Raw genomic sequence first — 16,166 nt, forward strand, 5'->3', positions numbered from 1 at the left:
CTCACCCCAGCCCTCTCCCTCAGGGAGAGGGGGCTGCTTTTGGCGTTTGGCTGGGCCGACTGCTAACGCCATCATCTTGAAGCCGGCCGGCTGGCTATTTCGCGCGGCCCTGACCACCCTGCAAAATCAGTCCCCTCTCCCCCTTGGGGAGAGGGTTAGGGTGAGGGGCCGGAGTCCCGCCATACACCTCACTCGAATTCCACTTCAGCCTTCTGCGCCAAGCCGTTGTGGTCGCCTGCCCAAAGCTCGGCCTTGCCCGGCGCAACGATGCGCCCGCCCACCTCGAAGGGTTGCGGCACCACCAACGGGCGCAGGCCGCGATAGGTGAAGCGGCGCAGACGGGCGTCGGGGTTGGCGCGGCAGAACGCGCGCAGGTTCAGCGTGGCGATCAGCGGGCCATGCACCACCAGGCCGGCGTAACCTTCGGTCTCGGTGACATAGGGCCAGTCGTAATGAATGCGATGGCCGTTGAAGGTCACCGCCGAATACCGAAACAGCAGCGTCGGGGTCGGTGTCACCGCTTCGCGCCAGTTGCCAGTGATCAGCGCTTCGCTGCTGCGGGTCTTCGGCGGGCTCGGCTCGCGGTAGACGATGTCCTGCTCCTCGCGAATGGCCAGGCGGCCATCCTGCAGGTAGTCGTGCTGTACGGTGACGAAAAGGAGCGAACCAGTGCCGCCGCGCTTTTCCTCAATGCGCGTAATGGTGGAGAAGCGCGTGGCCTCGGCCCCGGCCAGCAGCGGCTCGATGAACTCGACGCGCCCGCCGGCCCACATCCGATTACGGTTATCCGCTGGCGGGAGGAAGCCGCCACGGGCCGGGTGCCCATCCTGCCCCAACCCCGTTTCGGCGAGCGGCTCCTGGAAGAAGCACCACTGCCACAAGGGCGGGAGCGCTTCGCCATGGCCGGGCGTGGCCTGGCCTAGGGTGGCGGCGATGCGCATCAGCAGGTTACGGCTGAGCTGGTCATGGACTTCTTCGGTGCGGCCTATCCAGGCGGTGACGTCGGTCATCTCGGCTTCCGGCTGTGTTGTTGTGTCCAGAGCATGCGCCGCGCCTCGCATTCTGTGAATTTGCATTTCCCGACCCCGGCGTTCGGCTATGCTGAACGCCGAACCCACTGAGTATCGCCATGCATTTCGATCTGCCCGACCTGCGCCTGTTCGTCCATATCGCCGAAAGCCCAAGCCTGACGCAGGGCGCGCGCCGGGCGCACCTGTCTCCTGCTGCGGCTAGTGCGCGAATCAAGGCACTGGAAGCGCAGCTCGACAGCCGCCTGCTCTATCGCGACAGCCGCGGCGTCGAACTCACACCGGCCGGACACAAGCTGCTGCAGCACGCGCGGCTGATTCTCAGGCAGGTCGATTACCTGAAAAGCGAGTTCACCGACCACGGCGCCGATTCGGCGGGTCACATCCGTATTTTTGCCAACACCACGGCGGTAACTGAATTCCTGCCTGAGATTCTTGCGGGCTTTCTTGCCGAGCGGCCAGGCGTGACCGTCGACCTGCAGGAGCGCTTGAGCCGGGACATCGTGCGCGGTGTGCTCGACGGCAGCACCGACCTCGGCATCATCGCCGGGCCGGTCCAGGCGCAGGGGCTCGAGGTGCTGCACTTCAGCACCGACCGGCTGGTGTTGGCCGTTCCGGTCGGCCATCCGCTGGCCAGCGAAGCGCGCGTCGACCTGAGCCGAACATTGGCCTACCAGCACATCGGTTTGCATGAGGGCAGCACGCTGCTGACATTCCTGCGCGATCAGGTGGACCGCCTCGGCGCGACTCTGTCGCTACGCATTCAGCTGTCCAGTTTCGAGGCGGTGTGCCGGATGATCGAGGCGGGAGTCGGCATCGGCATCATTCCTGAATCTGCGGCCAAGCGGCACAGCCGGACGATGCGCCTGGCGCTGGTCGAACTCGACGAGCCCTGGGCTATCCGCGAGCGCAGCATCCTCGTCCGCGAATTCGACGCCCTGCCCGGTAGCGTGCGCGCATTGATTGCCGCTCTCGCCCCGGCCAAACCCTGAGCCACTGCAGCGCTCGACGAACATTTGCGCCTGGCGACTGCCGAAACCGGTACGCATCGCAACTTGGAAGCCCTGCATGGCCACGCCGAACAACCGCCTGTTTCGCCTCTACCAGCGCATCGTCAGCAGCATCGCCTTCTATCCCGCGCTGATTTCACTCGGCCTGGTGCTGTTGTGCGTTGTCAGTATCTGGATAGAGATGACTTACCTGCAGGCCTACAAGGAAGATCTCAAGCTCGGCCTGGTCAACAATGCCGAGAACGCCAGGCTGATACTCGGCACGCTGGTTGGCGGCATCATCTCGCTGATGGTGTTCAGCTTCAGCATGGTGATGGTGGTGCTCAACGCGGCCTCCTCGACGCTCTCGCCGCGTGTGATTCCAAGCCTGATCAGCAGCCGCAATCACCAGTTCATCCTGGGTATCTATCTTGGGACGATCATCGACTCGCTACTGCTGATTCTCACGATTCAGGAAGGCGACGACATCAACATCCCCAGCCTTGGCATCTTTCTCGCGCTGGGGCTGGGCATCATCAGCCTGTGCCTTTTCATCATGTTCATCCGGGAGATTTCCCAGTCGATCCAGGTCGACTTCATCCTCAACAACCTCTTCAAGAAGACGCTAAAGGAACTGGATGTCCTGGAGGCCAAGCTCGATGAGCTGAGCGACCAGCCGCAGTGGCCGGACGACCGGGGCTGGAAGGTGGTCCGCTCGACTCGTGCCGGCTACTTCAAGGCATTCAACAGCGAAGCGGCCAAAGCACTGCTGAAAGAGCACGACCTGTGCATGACCATCCAGGTGCACAACGGTTTTTTCGTGATGCCCGGCCACCCCTTGTTCAGGCTCAATCGCGAAGCCGACGACGAAGTGATCGACACGCTGCTCGATGCCTTTGATTTCTATGTCGAGGAGTACGCGAACCAGCACTACTTCTTTGGCTTCAAGCAGATCACCGAAATCGCCAGTAAGGCGCTCAGCCCCGGCATCAACGACCCGGGTACGGCGATCAAGGCCATCGACATGCTTGGCCTGCTGTTCGCCAAGCGCCTCAAGCTCCCAGACTTCGATGTTGCCTGCGAGCCCGAAGAGCCGCCTCGGCTATACATCCGCGAGCTGGATCTGCCGCAGATGCTCCTGGCCGTGCTGGGCCCACCACGCCACTATGGCGCCGGCGATACACAGGTCGTGCTCAGCCTGCTGCAGTGCTACAAGAACCTGCTGTTTTGCGATCCGGGTGCTGAGACCGAAGCTGTCTTGCTCGCGCATGCGCAAGCCGTGGTCGACGAGGCTTTGGAGCACATTGCCCAGCAACCGGACCGCGAGGCGATAGACGCCGCCATACAGCGGCTCAACGAAGCCATTAGCCACAATAGGCCGCTGGAAAAAACGATATGCGCGGAATCCTGACCGGGAAAAACTGCCCAAGCAGCAACGGGCGGAGCCCAGCGGGGCGCAGCGCCCGCGATTGACGTTTCACGGCAGCCAGCCAGACGAACCGGTTGCCATCACCGTATTACTTGCCTAGGGTTGTTCGACATGAAGTCCTTGATTGCCCCCATCAGTTCGTTGCTGGGCGGAGTAGCTTTGCTGCTGCTCGGTCACGGCCTGCTCAATACACTGCTCACCCTGCGCGGTGTCGCCGAGGGGTATTCGACCGGCCTGATCGGTCTGCTCATGTCCGGCTACTTCGCAGGCTTCCTTGTCGGCACCTGGCTGGCACCCTCCCTGATCCGCCGGGTCGGGCATATCCGCACCTTCGCCTTTTACGCCGCGCTCGCTTCGGTCGCCGTGTTGCTACACGTGATTATCGTCAACCCTTGGGTCTGGCTGGTGCTCAGGGTGATGTATGGCGTCGCGCTGGTCACGCTTTACATGGTCATCGAAAGCTGGCTCAACGCGCAGGTCAGTGGCGAGAAGCGCGGCCAGGTGTTCGCGGTGTACATGGCCGTCAACCTCGGCGCGCTTGCCGCCGCTCAGCAGCTGCTGAGCCTGGACAGCCCGATGAACTTCACGCTGTTCGCGCTCGCCGCCATCCTCGTCAGCGCCGCGCTGATGCCCATCACCCTCACCCGCCAGGCTCAGCCGGCACAGCCGGACATGCCGCCCACCGACCTGCTGCAACTGGCGCGTATCGCGCCGCTGCCGTTGATGGCCGCTGGTATCTCCGGGCTCACCCTGGGCGGTTTTTGGGGCCTGGCGCCTGTGTATGCGTCACAGAGCGGCTTCGATGCCTCTGGCGTCGGCCTGCTGATGAGCGTGACCATCCTCGGCGGCGCCGTGCTGCAGTGGCCTATCGGGCTTTTCTCCGACAAGCATGACCGGCGTCTGGTACTCCTGTGGGTGGTGGGCGTTGGCGCGGCGCTGGCAGTGGCGATGACGCCACTCACCGCTGGCCCTGCCCTGCTGGGCGTGATGTTCCTGTGGGGCGGCCTTGCGTTCTCGATCTATTCGATCGCCGTCGCGCAGATGGTCGACCAGTTGCATCCGGACGAAATCCTCTCCGGCTCCAGCGGCCTGTTGCTCGCCAACGGCTTCGGCGCCGCCTTCGGCCCGGTGGTCGCGGGTGGCCTGATGAGCTTCTTCGGGCCAAAGGCCTTGCCGGTGTTCTTCGCCGTGACGCTGGCCTTCCTCGCACTGTATTCATACTTCCGTGCGCGGCGTGTCTTCGACCTTGTCACCGAGCCGCACGGCCACTTCACGCCAATGCTGCGGACCAGCCCAACCGTGCTGGAGTTGATGCCGGACAATCCGGAAGGCGAAGTCGCCGAGGCGGACGTTCTGGATCAGGGCCAGGTCCCGCGGGACGAAGAGGAGCTGGCTGCCGAGCCCCGTACCGGAACGCATTGATCGAGCGCAACCTGCCGGCAAGCGGCAGGTCCGCCCTGTGTCAGTAGTCCACCTTGCCGCGCCCGGCCTTGATCGCGCCGCGCTTGCTCTTGCCATCCAGGCGGCGCGTCTTCGAACCCAGCGTCGGACGCGTCGGGCGGCGCGCCTTCACCACCTTGTTCACGCTACGGATCAGTTCGGCGAGGCGCTCCAGGGCATCGGCGCGGTTCTGCTCCTGCGTACGAAACTGCTGGGCCTTGATGACGATCACGCCGTCGCCGTTGATGCGGCTGTCGCGCAGTGCCAGCAGGCGCTCCTTGTAGAACTCGGGCAATGACGAGGCATGAATATCGAAACGCAGGTGTACTGCGCTGGAGACCTTGTTGACGTTCTGCCCGCCAGCGCCCTGGGATCGGATGGCGTTCAGCTCGATCTCGGCATCGGGAAGCTGCACGCTGTTGGAAATTTCTAACATCGAACCCTCTGAGTCGGCGCCACGTACGAAGGCGCTTTATTGTCGACGAGTCGCGCCCGCCCGACACGTTTTAACAAGATTTGCCGAACATGAGGACTGGCCGCTTCGGCTACTGTAGCCCGCTCGCAACAGACGGAACCCACGCATGGATTCGATCACCCAGGCTCTTCTCGGCGCCACCGTTCAAGCCTCCCTACTCGGGCGCTGGCAGGGCCGCAAGGCGCTGCTCTACGGCGCCGTACTCGGCACACTGCCTGACCTTGACGTCGTGCTCGACTTCGGCGACGCCATCGCCAACATGACTTACCACCGCGGCTTCAGCCACTCGTTGTTCGTCCTCAGCCTGTTGGCCGTGGCGCTGACCTGGTTGGCGCGGCGGATACGGCCCGACCCAGCGTACAGCGCCAACCGGCTCCTGCTCACTGTGTGGCTGGTGCTCGTCACCCATGTGTTGCTCGACACCTTCACCAGCTATGGCACCCAGCTGTTCTGGCCGCTGACCACGCCGCCGGTTGCCTGGTCGAGCGTGTTCATCATCGACCCGCTGTACAGCGTACCGTTGCTGTTGGCCGTGTTGATCAGCGTCTTCGCCGGCATGAAGGGCCGCCAGCCTACGCCTTCCATCGTCGCACTCGCTATTTCCACGCTGTACCTGGGCTCCACCCTGGCCGGCAAGCAGATGGCCGAGCATCGTGTCGACGCCGCCATGGCTGAGCAAGGCATCCAGGCCGAGCGCGTCTTTAGCACCCCGACGCCCTTCAACAGCCTGCTGTGGCGAGTCATCGTGATTGATGGCGAGGATTACCACGAGGCACTGGTCAGCTGGTTCGACCGGGACCCACCGCAACTGGTGCGCCTGCCCCGTGGCGCCGGGCTCGCCGACGCGCTCGCGGCCTCGCCGCAGCATGCCCGCCTGGAGTGGTTCACCGGCGGCGTGATGCGCTATGACGAGATCGACGACCGCCTGCTGGTGACGGACCTGCGTCTGGGCATGACCGGCTTTCACCCGTTCCGTTTCCCCATGGCCGAGCGTAGCGACGACGGCTGGGCGCTGATCTCCGAGGTGGAGCGGCTGCCCGCCGAGCGTGGCGACCTGGACCGGCTCAAGCTGATCTGGCGACGCATCTGGGCTCAGCAGCCCGCCCTGCCGCTGGCCGAATGGGCAGCGGAACTCGAGCGGCGCTAGGGGCGCCGCCGCTGCTGCCAGCGGCCAATGCCATAGAGCGCCGCACCCAGAGCCATCAACAGCGCCGCCCGCAGCCAGGTGCCGGCGCTCTGCTGGGACAACAGCACCAGGCAAGACAGGATCGCCAACACGGGCAGAACCGTCGGGGTGCGAAAGTGCGGCGTGGCGACGCTGTCCTTGCGCAGCACCAACACGGCGACGTTTGTGGACATGAAGACGAACAGCAACAAGAGCACCACGGTCTCGGCCAGGGCGCGGAGCGTGCCCGTCACAGTCAGAATCATCGCTAGAAGCGTGGTGACGATGATCGCCAGCCAGGGTGTACGCCGCGCAGGCAGCACACGAGTGAGCACCGAAGGCAGCAAGCCCTCGTCGGCCATTCCGTAGGCCAGCCGGCTCGACATGATCATCGTCAGCAACGCGCCATTGGCCACCGCAACCAGCGCCACCGCGGCGAACAGCCAGTCCGGTACGCGATAGCCGGTGGCCCGTACGACATCGAGCAGTGGCGCGGAAGAATCTGCCAACACTGCCGGCGGCAGCACCGCGGTCGCTGCCATGCCGACACCGACATACACAAACCCTGCCACCAACAGTGCACCGAACAGTGCGCGAGGGTAGTTGCGCTGGACATTCTTGACCTCTTCGGCAACGTTCGCCGACACCTCGAAACCGACGAAGGAATAGAACGCGATCAAGGCAGCGCCGAGGACCGCGATGGCGGGAGACACATCGGGTGCGAATTCGAGAACGCGTGAGGGCTCGCCCGCCCCGCCGAGGAGAAAACGAGCCGCCAGCACGATCACGAACAGCAACCCCGACACCTCGATGACCGTCATCACCGCGTTAGCCCCGAGCGACTCCTTGATACCTCGCGCATTGAGCAGTGCGACAAAGGTCAGAAAGACCAGCGCGGTGGGCACCGCCGGCGTATCGAGAAACGCGCCGAGGTAGTCACCAGCGAAGGCCAGCGACAGCCCGGCGGCACTGGTCACGCCAGCCGCAAGCATGCTGAACCCCACCAGAAACGACAGCAGGGGTTTGCCAAAAGCGCGTTCGGCAAACACAGCCGCACCACCTGCCTTGGGGTATTTGGTGACCAGCTCCGCGTAGGACGCCGCCGTCAGCAGCGCGAACCCCAGGGCAACCAGCAAAGGCACCCAGACCGCTCCGCCCGCCTCGCCAGCAATCTTGCCGACAAGCGCGTAGACGCCGGCACCCAGCACGTCGCCAAGAATGAACAGAAACAATGCAGGGCCGGTAATCGCCTGCTTGAGGCGGGACTCACCTGCGACAAATGCCGTGGTTTTCATCTGGCGCGCGCCTCATCTGTGCGGCGGCAGGGGGCGAACGGAAGGGGTTTCAAGCGGGCGTCTCCAGAACATGCAGCGCGATGTGCGTTACATGTCTAGAGCCAAGAGGGATCGCTGGAGTTCAGCTCGGGAAATGACAGGCCAGGACTCGGCCACGGATCGCCGACTGCAGGACGGCCTTTAGGGAATCCCAAAGACCGCCCGGTAGGAGCCCCAACCTCGGGGCGAAGCGCTCTACCCCGGAGCCGCACCCACCTCCCATTCGAGTGCGCGGCTCCCACGGGAGGAACCACAGGATCAGGTGCGGAAGCGCGCCACCAAGCCCTGCAACTCGACACCAAGCCGGGCCAGCTCGGCGCTGGCAGCAGCGGTCTGCTCGCTGCCGCTGGCGCTCTGCTCGCCGATGTCACGCACGCGCGTCACGCTCTCGGAAATGTTCTCGGCCACGGCACTTTGCTGCTCGGCTGCAGCTGCGATCTGCTGGTTCATCTGCTCGATGGTCGACACCGATTCGGTGATGCGGCCCAAGGCGCTGCCGGCCTCGTTGGCCAGGTCGACGGTGTGTTGGGTCAGGTCGCGGCTGGTCTGCATCTGCTCGACCGCCTTCTGCGCGACGCGTTGCAGGTTGCCGATCAGCCCTTCGATTTCCTCGGTCGAGTCGTGCGTGCGCCGCGCCAGTGCGCGCACCTCGTCCGCCACTACGGCGAAACCGCGACCCTGTTCACCCGCACGCGCCGCTTCGATCGCAGCGTTCAGCGCTAGCAGGTTGGTCTGCTCGGCCACGGCGCGAATCACTTCGAGCACAGTGCCGATGCGCCCGCTTTCATTGTTGAGTTCCTCGATAGCCTGGGCCGAATGCTCGACCTCACCGGACAGGCTGCCAATCTGGCCGATCGCTTCCTGCACCACCAGGTCGCCCTGGCGAGCCTGCTGGTCGGCTTCGCGCGCTGCCAGCGACGCCTGCTCAGCATTCTGCGCGACTTCCTGCACAGTCGCGGCCATCTCATGCATGGCCGTGGCGACCTGTTCAGTTTCGACACGCTGCTTCTGAACGCCTGCGCTGGTTTGCGCGGTGACAGCCGACAGCTGCTCGGCCGCCGTCGCGATCTGGCTAACGCTGCCACCAATTCGGCCAATCAATCCACGAAGGCTGTCGGTCATGCCATACATAGCGTGCTGCAATTGGCCCAGCTCGTCGCGACGGCTCACCTTTTGCGATTGGGTCAGATCACCATCGGCCACGCGCTGCGCCAGCTGCACGGTGTAGCGAAGCGGCACGACGATCATGCGCGAGATCAGCGTCGCCGCGGCGATACCGATGACGACCGCCAATAGCCCGATGACGGCGAGCAGCATGTAGGCGTTGCTGCGCTGCGCCTGCATCGCCTCGGTCGCCTCGCCAAGCGCCTCATTAGCGGTATCGAGGATGCGCTGGGCCTGCCGGACCATGTCCTGCTCCAACGCGATGCGCGAAGCACGGCTGTTGCGGAATTCGTCGAAGGCCTGTTTGTAGCTGGCCAGTGCGGCAATTGCACCATCCATCGTGGCCTTCTGGTCGTCGTCGAGCCAGGTCTTGAGGCTGGTGCCGATGGTGGTCACATCGTCGTAGGCTTCACTCCACCGGGTGATCGCTTCCTCAGAGTTGTTGGCGATGAAGACGTTTTCGAAGGTCCGCAGGTCGAGGATTTTCTTGGTCAGGCCTGAGGCTGCTTCGGCAATGGTCAATGGGTCGCTACCTCTGAGGCGGTCGCCCTCAAGACGCAGCACTCGTACCGCGTCGTACATGTCCAGCTCGATGTATTCAAATTCTTCGCGACTCTTCTGGGCCGCCTCGGCCATGCGCTCGCGCAGTTGGGCGCCGCGGTCGATCAGCCGGCCGTAGTCGGAAAACTCCGTGGCGTATTCGGCGGCGTCGCTGCGAATGCGCTGCAACAGTTCCTGCTCGTGCTCGTCGGAGCGCTCGGTCAGCTCATCAAGTTCGTTGTTGAGCCGGTCCAGTGTGCTGCGCAGGGCTGTCGCGGAGGCTTCGCTGCGGGTCAGCGCGTAGTCGCGCTCCAGGCCGCGGGCTTCGAGGATCGCCGCGTTGATGCGCGAGAGCTGGTTCGTCTGGTACGAACGGGACAGGATCGAGTCCACTGCATAGAAGCCGGTGCCGGCGACACCCAGGGTCAGCAACAAGACCATGGCGAAGCCAAGCAACAGCTTCTTGCCTACGGAAAGGTTGGCGAAGAGATCGGACTGCATCTGAAATTCCTAGTTGAAGGGAGGCGCACCCAAGGAGTCGGCAGGTGGCGGAGAAAGTTGAACAAGAATTCAGACAGATTTAATCAGGCATTGATGGCACAGTGCCGGCAACTCGTATCGACAGTCACAGGCCGTGCAGGAAGATGCGTTCAATGCTGCTGCAAATGCCCATAAAGCCTGGCGTAGAGCCCGCCGTCGGCGATGAGCTGCTGGTGATCACCCTGCTCGGCAATGCGTCCGGCATCGAACACCAGCACCCGGTCGGCCTGTTTCACCGCTGATAGGCGATGGGCGATGATCAGCGTCGTGCGGCCTTGCAGGAAGCGGTTCAGTCCCTGATGCAATGCGTATTCGGTCGCCGCGTCCAACGCTGAGGTGGCTTCGTCGAGAATCACCACCTTGGGCTCGGCCAGCACCATGCGCGCCACGGCCAGGCGCTGGCGCTGGCCGCCGGACAAGCGCACCCCGGAGCGCCCCACGATGCTGTCCAGCCCAGCCGGCAATTGACGAATGGTGTCGGCCAACTGCGCTATTTCCAGCGCGTGCCAGCACGCCTGGTCGTCGCGCTCACGGCCCATCAGCAGATTGGCGCGCACGCTGTCGTTGAACAACGCTGGGTGCTGCAGTACCACGGCGACGTTGTCGCGCACCGTGCCCAGACCGATTGCCTCGATCGGCACACCCCCAAAGTGGATCTGCCCGGCCTGGGGCTGATAGAGGCCCAGCAGCAGCTGGACCAGCGTGCTCTTGCCGCCACCGCTGGCACCAACGATGGCGACCTTCTCTCCCGCCTCGATGGTCAGATCCAGCCCTTCCAGCACGGGTTCGTCCTGGTAGGAGAAGCGCAGATCCCGCACCTCGATCTTCACGGTATCGCACCCGGCGAAGGGGTCCCGGCCGCCGGCGTACTGGGGCTCGTCCGAGCGCGCCAGAAGCTGGTTGATACGCCCCAAAGCCCCGCCGGCGGCGTAATAGGCATACTGCAGATTGAGCAGTTGTTCGACCGGGCCGATCATGAACCAGAGGTAGCTGAATACGGCGAGCATCTGGCCAATCGAGAGGTCCGAAAGCAGCACCGTGAGCATCGCCGCAGCGCGGAAAATATCGATGCCGAACTGAAACAGCAGCCCGCTGGCGCGGTTCGAGGCGTCCGTCTTCCATTGCGAGGCAACGGCATGATCGCGAACCTCCCGCGCGCGCAGGCCGAGCCGGCCGAGAAAGAAGCCCTGGCGATTACCGGCGCGCACTTCCTGGATCGCGTCCAGCGTTTCGGTGAGTGCCTGGGTGAACAACGACGTGCTGTCGTTTTCCAGTTTCTTCAGGTGTTTGACGCGCTTGCCCAGCTGCACCGTGGCATAGATCACCAGCGGGTTGAACAGCAAAATCAGCATCGCCAGTTGCCAATGCATCCAGATCAGGATGGCCGCCGTGCCGGCGATCGACAGCAGCGCGACGAGCAACCGGCTCAGGGTTTCGCCGATGAATTTGTCGATCGTCTCCAGATCAGTGACCAAGTGCGCGGCTACGGTACCGCCGCCAAGGCTTTCATATTCGCTCAGGGAAATGCGCTTGAGCCGCTCGATCAGCCGAATGCGCACGCGATAGACGAGGTCTTTCGACAACCGTGCGAACAGCCGCGCCTGGAGCACGTTGAAAACCAGCGCGCAAGCCCTGAGCAGCAGCGTGACGCAGAGCATCAGGGCAATGTAGCCGATCGCCGTTTGCCAGCCGGCCGGCAGGAAGCGGTCCATCACGCGCAACGCGGTATCGCCCTGCCCCAACAACACCTCGTCGACGAGCAGCGGCAACAACAACGGGATCGGTACGCTGCAAAGCGTCGCCAGCACCGCCACCAGGTTCGCCAGTACCAGCGACCGGCGATGGCGCAGCGCGAGACGGCGGATCTCCGCCCAGCTGAGCTGGTCAGGCATTCAGGTTGTGCTCCAGCCAGCGCTGTAGCAGCGGCGCCAATGCCTCGAGCGGCTGATATCCGTTGGTGAGCAATGCGAGCTGGCCCTGATGCTCGGCGAGCAGCGTCGGGAAGCCAGCGATGCCCAGGTTACGCGCCCATTCGAAATCGGCAGCGGTCTCGTCACGCGCGGGCTGCGAGCTGAACTGCTCGGAAAATTCGATCCTCGGTATGCCAGCGGACTCGGCCAGATCCAGCAGCTCGGGTGGCAGCGTCACGTTGCGCCCTTGCACATAGAACGCCTGTTGAATCAGGCCGACCAGGCGCCAGGCGCTGTGCGGATCGAGCCGGCGGGCGGCCACCAGTGCCCGGCAGGCTGGTTCGGTGTCGTAGACCAGCCCGTCGGGCAGGCCTGCTTCGAAGTTGAACGGCTGGCCGGTCGCCTCGTGCACCGCGCGCCAGTAGGACGCCGTGCGGTCCCGTCCGGCCTGGTCCATCGCCGTAAGCTCGTGTCGCAGGCCGCCGACGACCAGGTCGGTCGATACGCCCTGGGAAGCAGCTTGCTCCATGAGCGCATCGACGACCGGGGCGAAGCCCCAGCACCAGGAGCACATCGGGTCCATCACGTAGATCAGTCGAGTGCTCATGGCGGCTCCGGTAGGCGTCAGGCGGATGGGATCAAGCGTCCTGCTTTCGGTAGTTGTAGCCGATCGGATGCGGCTGGTTGCGCTGGAGCGCCAGTTCGATCTGCTTCTGCCGCTCGCGCGCGCTGGTGCGCGTCTTCTCGCTGAGCGTATTCCAGCAGTGTGGGCAGCTGATGCCAGGGACATAGTGTTCCGACTGGCGGTCTTCGGCGGAAATCGGCAAGCGGCAGGCGTGGCACTGGTCGAAATCGCCCTCGCTAAGGTCATGGCGGACCGTCACCCGGTTGTCGAACACGAAGCAATCGCCCGTCCAGCGGCTCTGCTCCTGCGGTACCTCTTCGAGATATTTGAGGATGCCGCCCTTGAGGTGATAGACCTCTTCGAAGCCTTCGCCGAGCATGTAGCTGGACGCCTTTTCGCAGCGAATGCCGCCGGTGCAGAACATGGCGACCTTCTTGTGCCGGGCCGGGTCGAAATTCGCCTTGATGTAGTCGGGAAACTCACGGAAGGACTTGGTCTGCGGATCGATCGCGCCGTCGAAGGTGCCGATGGCCACCTCATAATCGTTACGGGTGTCGATCAGCAGAACCTCGGGATCTTCGATCAGCGCGTTCCAGTCCTGCGGCTCGACATAGGTGCCGACGCGTTGATTGGGGTCCACGCCTGGAACGCCGAGGGTGACGATCTCTTTCTTCAGTTTGACCTTGGTGCGATAGAACGGCTGCTCGTCGCAGAAGGACTCCTTGTGGTCGATATCGGCCAGGCGCGCGTCCTGGGCGAACCAGGCGAACAATGCATCGATGGCCTGGCGAGTGCCCGACACCGTGCCGTTGATGCCTTCTTCGGCGAGCAGCAAGGTGCCCTTGATGCCATTGGCCTCGAGCACAGCCAGCAACGGCTCGCGCAATTCGACATAGTCCGGCAGCGAAACGAACTTGTAGAGCGCCGCGACGACGATCTTCTGGGTCATGAATTCATCCTGCAGTAGTCGCCCACGTAAAGGGCGGACTGGGAAAAAGAAAAACCGGCCATACGGCCGGGGCGCGAATTCTAGCAAAAGGCGGTTCCAAGCCGAAGGCACCTGCTATCGGGGCGCACTGAGCTCGTACCGCGAGTGCCAGCGCCGCTTACCGCTGCACGATCACAGATCGTGCTTGCTGCCACCGCGGCAGGTGGGCGAATCCGGTGCGCTGCCTTGTTCTGCCCATTCGGCGGGCGTGTAGGTGTGCAGGGCCAGCGCGTGGATCTGCTGCATCAGATCGCCCATGGCACCGTACGCCTTCTGGTGCCGCTTGACGGCGTTCAGCCCGGCGAACTGCTCGCTGACGATGACCGCCTTGTAGTGGGTTTCCTGTCCGCGGCTGTGCATGTGGCTTTCGTCTTGCACGTCCAGGAACTGAGGGGCCAAGGCTGCGTTGAGGGTGGTTTCAATGGTGGCGAGTTTGCTCATCGAGCGCGTGCTCCGTCAGGGCTTCTTGGGGGCGAGTTCGTTGGTCATGTCGGTGAGCAGCTTGTTCACCTGCGGCACTGCGCTCTCCAGCTTGGCCTGGGTGACCTGGGCCGAGCGGGCATTGAGTTGCGGCAGGCGGCTCAGCATCTTGCGTCCGAGCTCGGACTGGTAAAAGGCGTTCAGGTCGGCCAGCTCCTGTTCGGTGAAGGCCTCGGTGTAGAGCGTGACGAGGTCGGGTTTAACCTGCTCCCAGCCGATCGCTTTATCAAGCGCAGCGTCAGCCTGCGACTGGTAGCGCTCGAGCAAGGCACGCTTGTCTTCCGGCGCGCCGGCTTGAGCGAAACGCTCTGCAAACATCTGCTGGACTTGGGCATAGACCGGCACGGAAAGGCGATCGGCATTGACCAGCTCGAGGAATTGTTCGGCCTTGGCCGCGTGGCCGGCCTGGTCAGCGCTGGCCTGCGTGCTGAAGATCGGCAGCAGCAGCGCGCCGCAGAGGCCGATTTTACGAACGAGATGCATGAGGTGTTCCTTGATGTCTGGCAAGTGGGCTCGACGCGCATTCTGCGCGCCAGGCTCTGAACCCTCAACATCGGCGGCCGGGCGGATTGAACCTGTGCCGTCGAGCGGAAACCTAACAGGCATATCTCAGCGATGGAGCAGGTCATGACACGCACCGAAACCGACAGCCTAGGCCCAGTTGAAGTACCGGAACAGGCGTACTGGGGCGCACAGACGCAGCGTTCACTCGGTAATTTCGCCATTGGCGACCAGCGCATGCCGCTCGCCGTTTGCCACGCCCTCGCCCTCATCAAGAAAGCCGCGGCGCGGGTCAACGACCGCATCGGCGACCTGCCACCGGAAATTGCCCGGCTGATCGAACAGGCCGCCGACGAAATCCTTCACGGCCAACACGACGACCAGTTCCCCCTCGTGGTCTGGCAAACCGGCAGCGGCACCCAGAGCAACATGAATGTCAACGAAGTGATCGCCGGCCGTGCCAACGAACTGGCCGGAGGCAACCGTGGCGGAAAAAGCCCGGTGCATCCCAACGACCACGTCAACCGCGCGCAGAGCTCGAACGATTGTTTCCCGACGGCGATGCACATCGCCATCGCCAAAGCGGTCCACGAGCAGCTGCTGCCCGCGATCACCGAGCTGTCCGGCGGTTTGGCCGAACAGGCTGCGCGGCACAACGGGCTGGTCAAGACCGGCCGTACACACATGATGGATGCAACACCCGTCACCTTCGGCCAGGAGTTGTCGGCCTTCGTCGCGCAGATCGACATTGCCGAGCGAGCGATCCGCCAGGCGCTGCCGGCCGTTTATGAACTGGCTCAAGGCGGAACCGCCGTCGGCACCGGCCTCAATGCACCGCATGGTTTCGCCGAGGCGATTGCTGCCGAGCTGGCCGCCCTCTCCGGCTTGCCGTTCGTCTCGGCACCGAACAAATTCGCGGCGCTTGCGGGGCACGAGCCGCTGGTGGCGCTATCCGGCGCGCTGAAGACGCTCGCCACCGCGCTGATGAAGATCGCCAATGACCTTCGCCTGCTCGGCTCCGGCCCGCGTGGCGGTTTCGCCGAGGTGCGCCTGCCGGCCAACGAGCCCGGCAGCTCCATCATGCCAGGCAAGGTCAACCCGACGCAGTGCGAAGCACTCTCGATGCTGGCGTGCCAGGTGATGGGCAACGATGTGACCATCGGCTTTGCGGCAAGCCAGGGCCACCTTCAGCTCAACGTCTTCAAACCGGTCATCGTGCACAACATGCTGGAGTCGATCCGGCTGCTGGCCGATGGCTGCCGCAACTTCAACACCCATTGCGTAGTGGGCATGGAGCCGGACGCCGGTCGCATGGCCGAACATCTGGAGCGCGGCCTGATGCTGGTCACCGCACTCAACCTGCACATCGGCTATGACAAAGCCGCCGAAATTGCCAAGAAAGCCTACGGCGAAGGCATCACGCTGCGTGAGGCCGCGCTGGGGCTGGGCTATCTCAGTGACGAGGAATTCGATCAATGGGTGCGGCCGGAAACCATGCTGGGCTCAGGCCAGCACGGCTGATCGCCTGCCCTGCGGCATGAGCTGCAGGGCAGCGCTT

General features: G+C 63.8%; 14 protein-coding genes. 5 read left to right on the top strand and 9 right to left on the bottom strand.

Translation table 11 applies throughout. The features are described from left to right. Nucleotides 1-188: 188 nt before the first annotated feature. Nucleotides 189-1,010, bottom strand: a complete 822-nt coding sequence (locus tag KXR72_RS04020; RefSeq protein WP_437419810.1) for an FAS1-like dehydratase domain-containing protein — start codon at nucleotides 1,008-1,010, stop codon at nucleotides 189-191. A 119-nt stretch (nucleotides 1,011-1,129) separates the two neighbouring features. Between KXR72_RS04020 and KXR72_RS04025 the strand changes: the two genes are divergently transcribed. From KXR72_RS04025 to KXR72_RS04035, 3 genes are all read left to right on the top strand, one after another. Further along, nucleotides 1,130-2,020 carry a LysR family transcriptional regulator gene (locus tag KXR72_RS04025; RefSeq protein WP_437419811.1) on the top strand — a complete coding sequence of 297 codons (891 nt, stop codon included), beginning with the start codon at nucleotides 1,130-1,132 and terminating at the stop codon, nucleotides 2,018-2,020. A 76-nt stretch (nucleotides 2,021-2,096) separates the two neighbouring features. Continuing rightward, nucleotides 2,097-3,428, top strand: coding sequence for a DUF2254 domain-containing protein (locus tag KXR72_RS04030; RefSeq protein ID WP_437419812.1), 1,332 nt, complete (start codon nucleotides 2,097-2,099; stop codon nucleotides 3,426-3,428). 129 nt (nucleotides 3,429-3,557) lie between these two features. Beyond that, complete coding sequence (locus KXR72_RS04035) at nucleotides 3,558-4,868, top strand: MFS transporter (RefSeq protein WP_437419813.1); 1,311 nt, start codon at nucleotides 3,558-3,560, stop codon at nucleotides 4,866-4,868. Nucleotides 4,869-4,908: 40 nt separating this feature from the next. Here the strand turns inward: KXR72_RS04035 and arfB are convergent, their stop codons facing one another. Further along, nucleotides 4,909-5,322 (bottom strand): alternative ribosome rescue aminoacyl-tRNA hydrolase ArfB, encoded by a 414-nt coding sequence (arfB, locus tag KXR72_RS04040; protein ID WP_437419814.1) that lies wholly within the window; start codon nucleotides 5,320-5,322, stop codon nucleotides 4,909-4,911. Nucleotides 5,323-5,467: 145 nt separating this feature from the next. On the opposite strand from arfB, the gene KXR72_RS04045 reads away from it, so the two are divergent. Further along, nucleotides 5,468-6,508: a metal-dependent hydrolase gene (locus tag KXR72_RS04045; RefSeq protein WP_437419815.1), complete on the top strand. Its 1,041-nt coding sequence runs from the start codon at nucleotides 5,468-5,470 to the stop codon at nucleotides 6,506-6,508. Here KXR72_RS04045 and KXR72_RS04050 read toward each other — a convergent pair. From KXR72_RS04050 to KXR72_RS04080, 7 genes are all read right to left on the bottom strand, one after another. Further along, nucleotides 6,505-7,821, bottom strand: a complete 1,317-nt coding sequence (locus tag KXR72_RS04050) for an APC family permease (protein ID WP_437419816.1) — start codon at nucleotides 7,819-7,821, stop codon at nucleotides 6,505-6,507. The two genes, KXR72_RS04045 and KXR72_RS04050, sit on opposite strands and share 4 nt — an antisense overlap. A 297-nt stretch (nucleotides 7,822-8,118) precedes the next feature. Then, entirely contained in the window at nucleotides 8,119-10,065 is a 1,947-nt protein-coding gene (locus KXR72_RS04055; RefSeq protein WP_437419817.1) for a HAMP domain-containing methyl-accepting chemotaxis protein, read from the bottom strand. A gap of 149 nt (nucleotides 10,066-10,214) precedes the next feature. Then, complete coding sequence (locus KXR72_RS04060) at nucleotides 10,215-11,996, bottom strand: ABC transporter ATP-binding protein (protein WP_437419818.1); 1,782 nt, start codon at nucleotides 11,994-11,996, stop codon at nucleotides 10,215-10,217. Beyond that, nucleotides 11,989-12,621 carry a DsbA family protein gene (locus KXR72_RS04065; RefSeq protein WP_437419819.1) on the bottom strand — a complete coding sequence of 211 codons (633 nt, stop codon included), beginning with the start codon at nucleotides 12,619-12,621 and terminating at the stop codon, nucleotides 11,989-11,991. Before KXR72_RS04065 ends, KXR72_RS04060 begins: the two co-directional genes overlap by 8 nt. Nucleotides 12,622-12,652: 31 nt before the next feature. Beyond that, nucleotides 12,653-13,588, bottom strand: a complete 936-nt coding sequence (gene trhO, locus KXR72_RS04070) for an oxygen-dependent tRNA uridine(34) hydroxylase TrhO (protein ID WP_437419820.1) — start codon at nucleotides 13,586-13,588, stop codon at nucleotides 12,653-12,655. A 171-nt stretch (nucleotides 13,589-13,759) separates the two neighbouring features. Continuing rightward, nucleotides 13,760-14,068 (bottom strand): BolA family protein, encoded by a 309-nt coding sequence (locus KXR72_RS04075; RefSeq protein ID WP_437419821.1) that lies wholly within the window; start codon nucleotides 14,066-14,068, stop codon nucleotides 13,760-13,762. A 15-nt stretch (nucleotides 14,069-14,083) separates the two neighbouring features. Next, nucleotides 14,084-14,590 carry a DUF2059 domain-containing protein gene (locus tag KXR72_RS04080; protein ID WP_437419822.1) on the bottom strand — a complete coding sequence of 169 codons (507 nt, stop codon included), beginning with the start codon at nucleotides 14,588-14,590 and terminating at the stop codon, nucleotides 14,084-14,086. A gap of 144 nt (nucleotides 14,591-14,734) precedes the next feature. Here KXR72_RS04080 and KXR72_RS04085 point away from each other — a divergent pair, with 144 nt between their 5' ends. Further along, on the top strand, nucleotides 14,735-16,129 hold the full coding sequence (locus KXR72_RS04085; protein ID WP_437419823.1) for a class II fumarate hydratase: 1,395 nt from the start codon (nucleotides 14,735-14,737) through the stop codon (nucleotides 16,127-16,129). Nucleotides 16,130-16,166: the final 37 nt, after the last annotated feature.

Origin of the sequence: Stutzerimonas chloritidismutans (genome assembly GCF_051486945.1) — a bacterium.
Taxonomy (GTDB): Bacteria; Pseudomonadota; Gammaproteobacteria; order Pseudomonadales; family Pseudomonadaceae; genus Stutzerimonas; species Stutzerimonas chloritidismutans_B.

Bases quoted from the DNA above. Each gene is read 5' to 3' on its own strand.
- KXR72_RS04020 (WP_437419810.1), bottom strand. From the start codon at position 1,010: ATGACCGACGTCACCGCCTGGATAGGCCGCACCGAAGAAGTCCATGAC.
- KXR72_RS04025 (WP_437419811.1), top strand. From the start codon at position 1,130: ATGCATTTCGATCTGCCCGACCTGCGCCTGTTCGTCCATATCGCCGAA.
- KXR72_RS04030 (WP_437419812.1), top strand. From the start codon at position 2,097: ATGGCCACGCCGAACAACCGCCTGTTTCGCCTCTACCAGCGCATCGTC.
- KXR72_RS04035 (WP_437419813.1), top strand. From the start codon at position 3,558: ATGAAGTCCTTGATTGCCCCCATCAGTTCGTTGCTGGGCGGAGTAGCT.
- arfB (WP_437419814.1), bottom strand. From the start codon at position 5,322: ATGTTAGAAATTTCCAACAGCGTGCAGCTTCCCGATGCCGAGATCGAG.
- KXR72_RS04045 (WP_437419815.1), top strand. From the start codon at position 5,468: ATGGATTCGATCACCCAGGCTCTTCTCGGCGCCACCGTTCAAGCCTCC.
- KXR72_RS04050 (WP_437419816.1), bottom strand. From the start codon at position 7,821: ATGAAAACCACGGCATTTGTCGCAGGTGAGTCCCGCCTCAAGCAGGCG.
- KXR72_RS04055 (WP_437419817.1), bottom strand. From the start codon at position 10,065: ATGCAGTCCGATCTCTTCGCCAACCTTTCCGTAGGCAAGAAGCTGTTG.
- KXR72_RS04060 (WP_437419818.1), bottom strand. From the start codon at position 11,996: ATGCCTGACCAGCTCAGCTGGGCGGAGATCCGCCGTCTCGCGCTGCGC.
- KXR72_RS04065 (WP_437419819.1), bottom strand. From the start codon at position 12,621: ATGAGCACTCGACTGATCTACGTGATGGACCCGATGTGCTCCTGGTGC.
- trhO (WP_437419820.1), bottom strand. From the start codon at position 13,588: ATGACCCAGAAGATCGTCGTCGCGGCGCTCTACAAGTTCGTTTCGCTG.
- KXR72_RS04075 (WP_437419821.1), bottom strand. From the start codon at position 14,068: ATGAGCAAACTCGCCACCATTGAAACCACCCTCAACGCAGCCTTGGCC.
- KXR72_RS04080 (WP_437419822.1), bottom strand. From the start codon at position 14,590: ATGCATCTCGTTCGTAAAATCGGCCTCTGCGGCGCGCTGCTGCTGCCG.
- KXR72_RS04085 (WP_437419823.1), top strand. From the start codon at position 14,735: ATGACACGCACCGAAACCGACAGCCTAGGCCCAGTTGAAGTACCGGAA.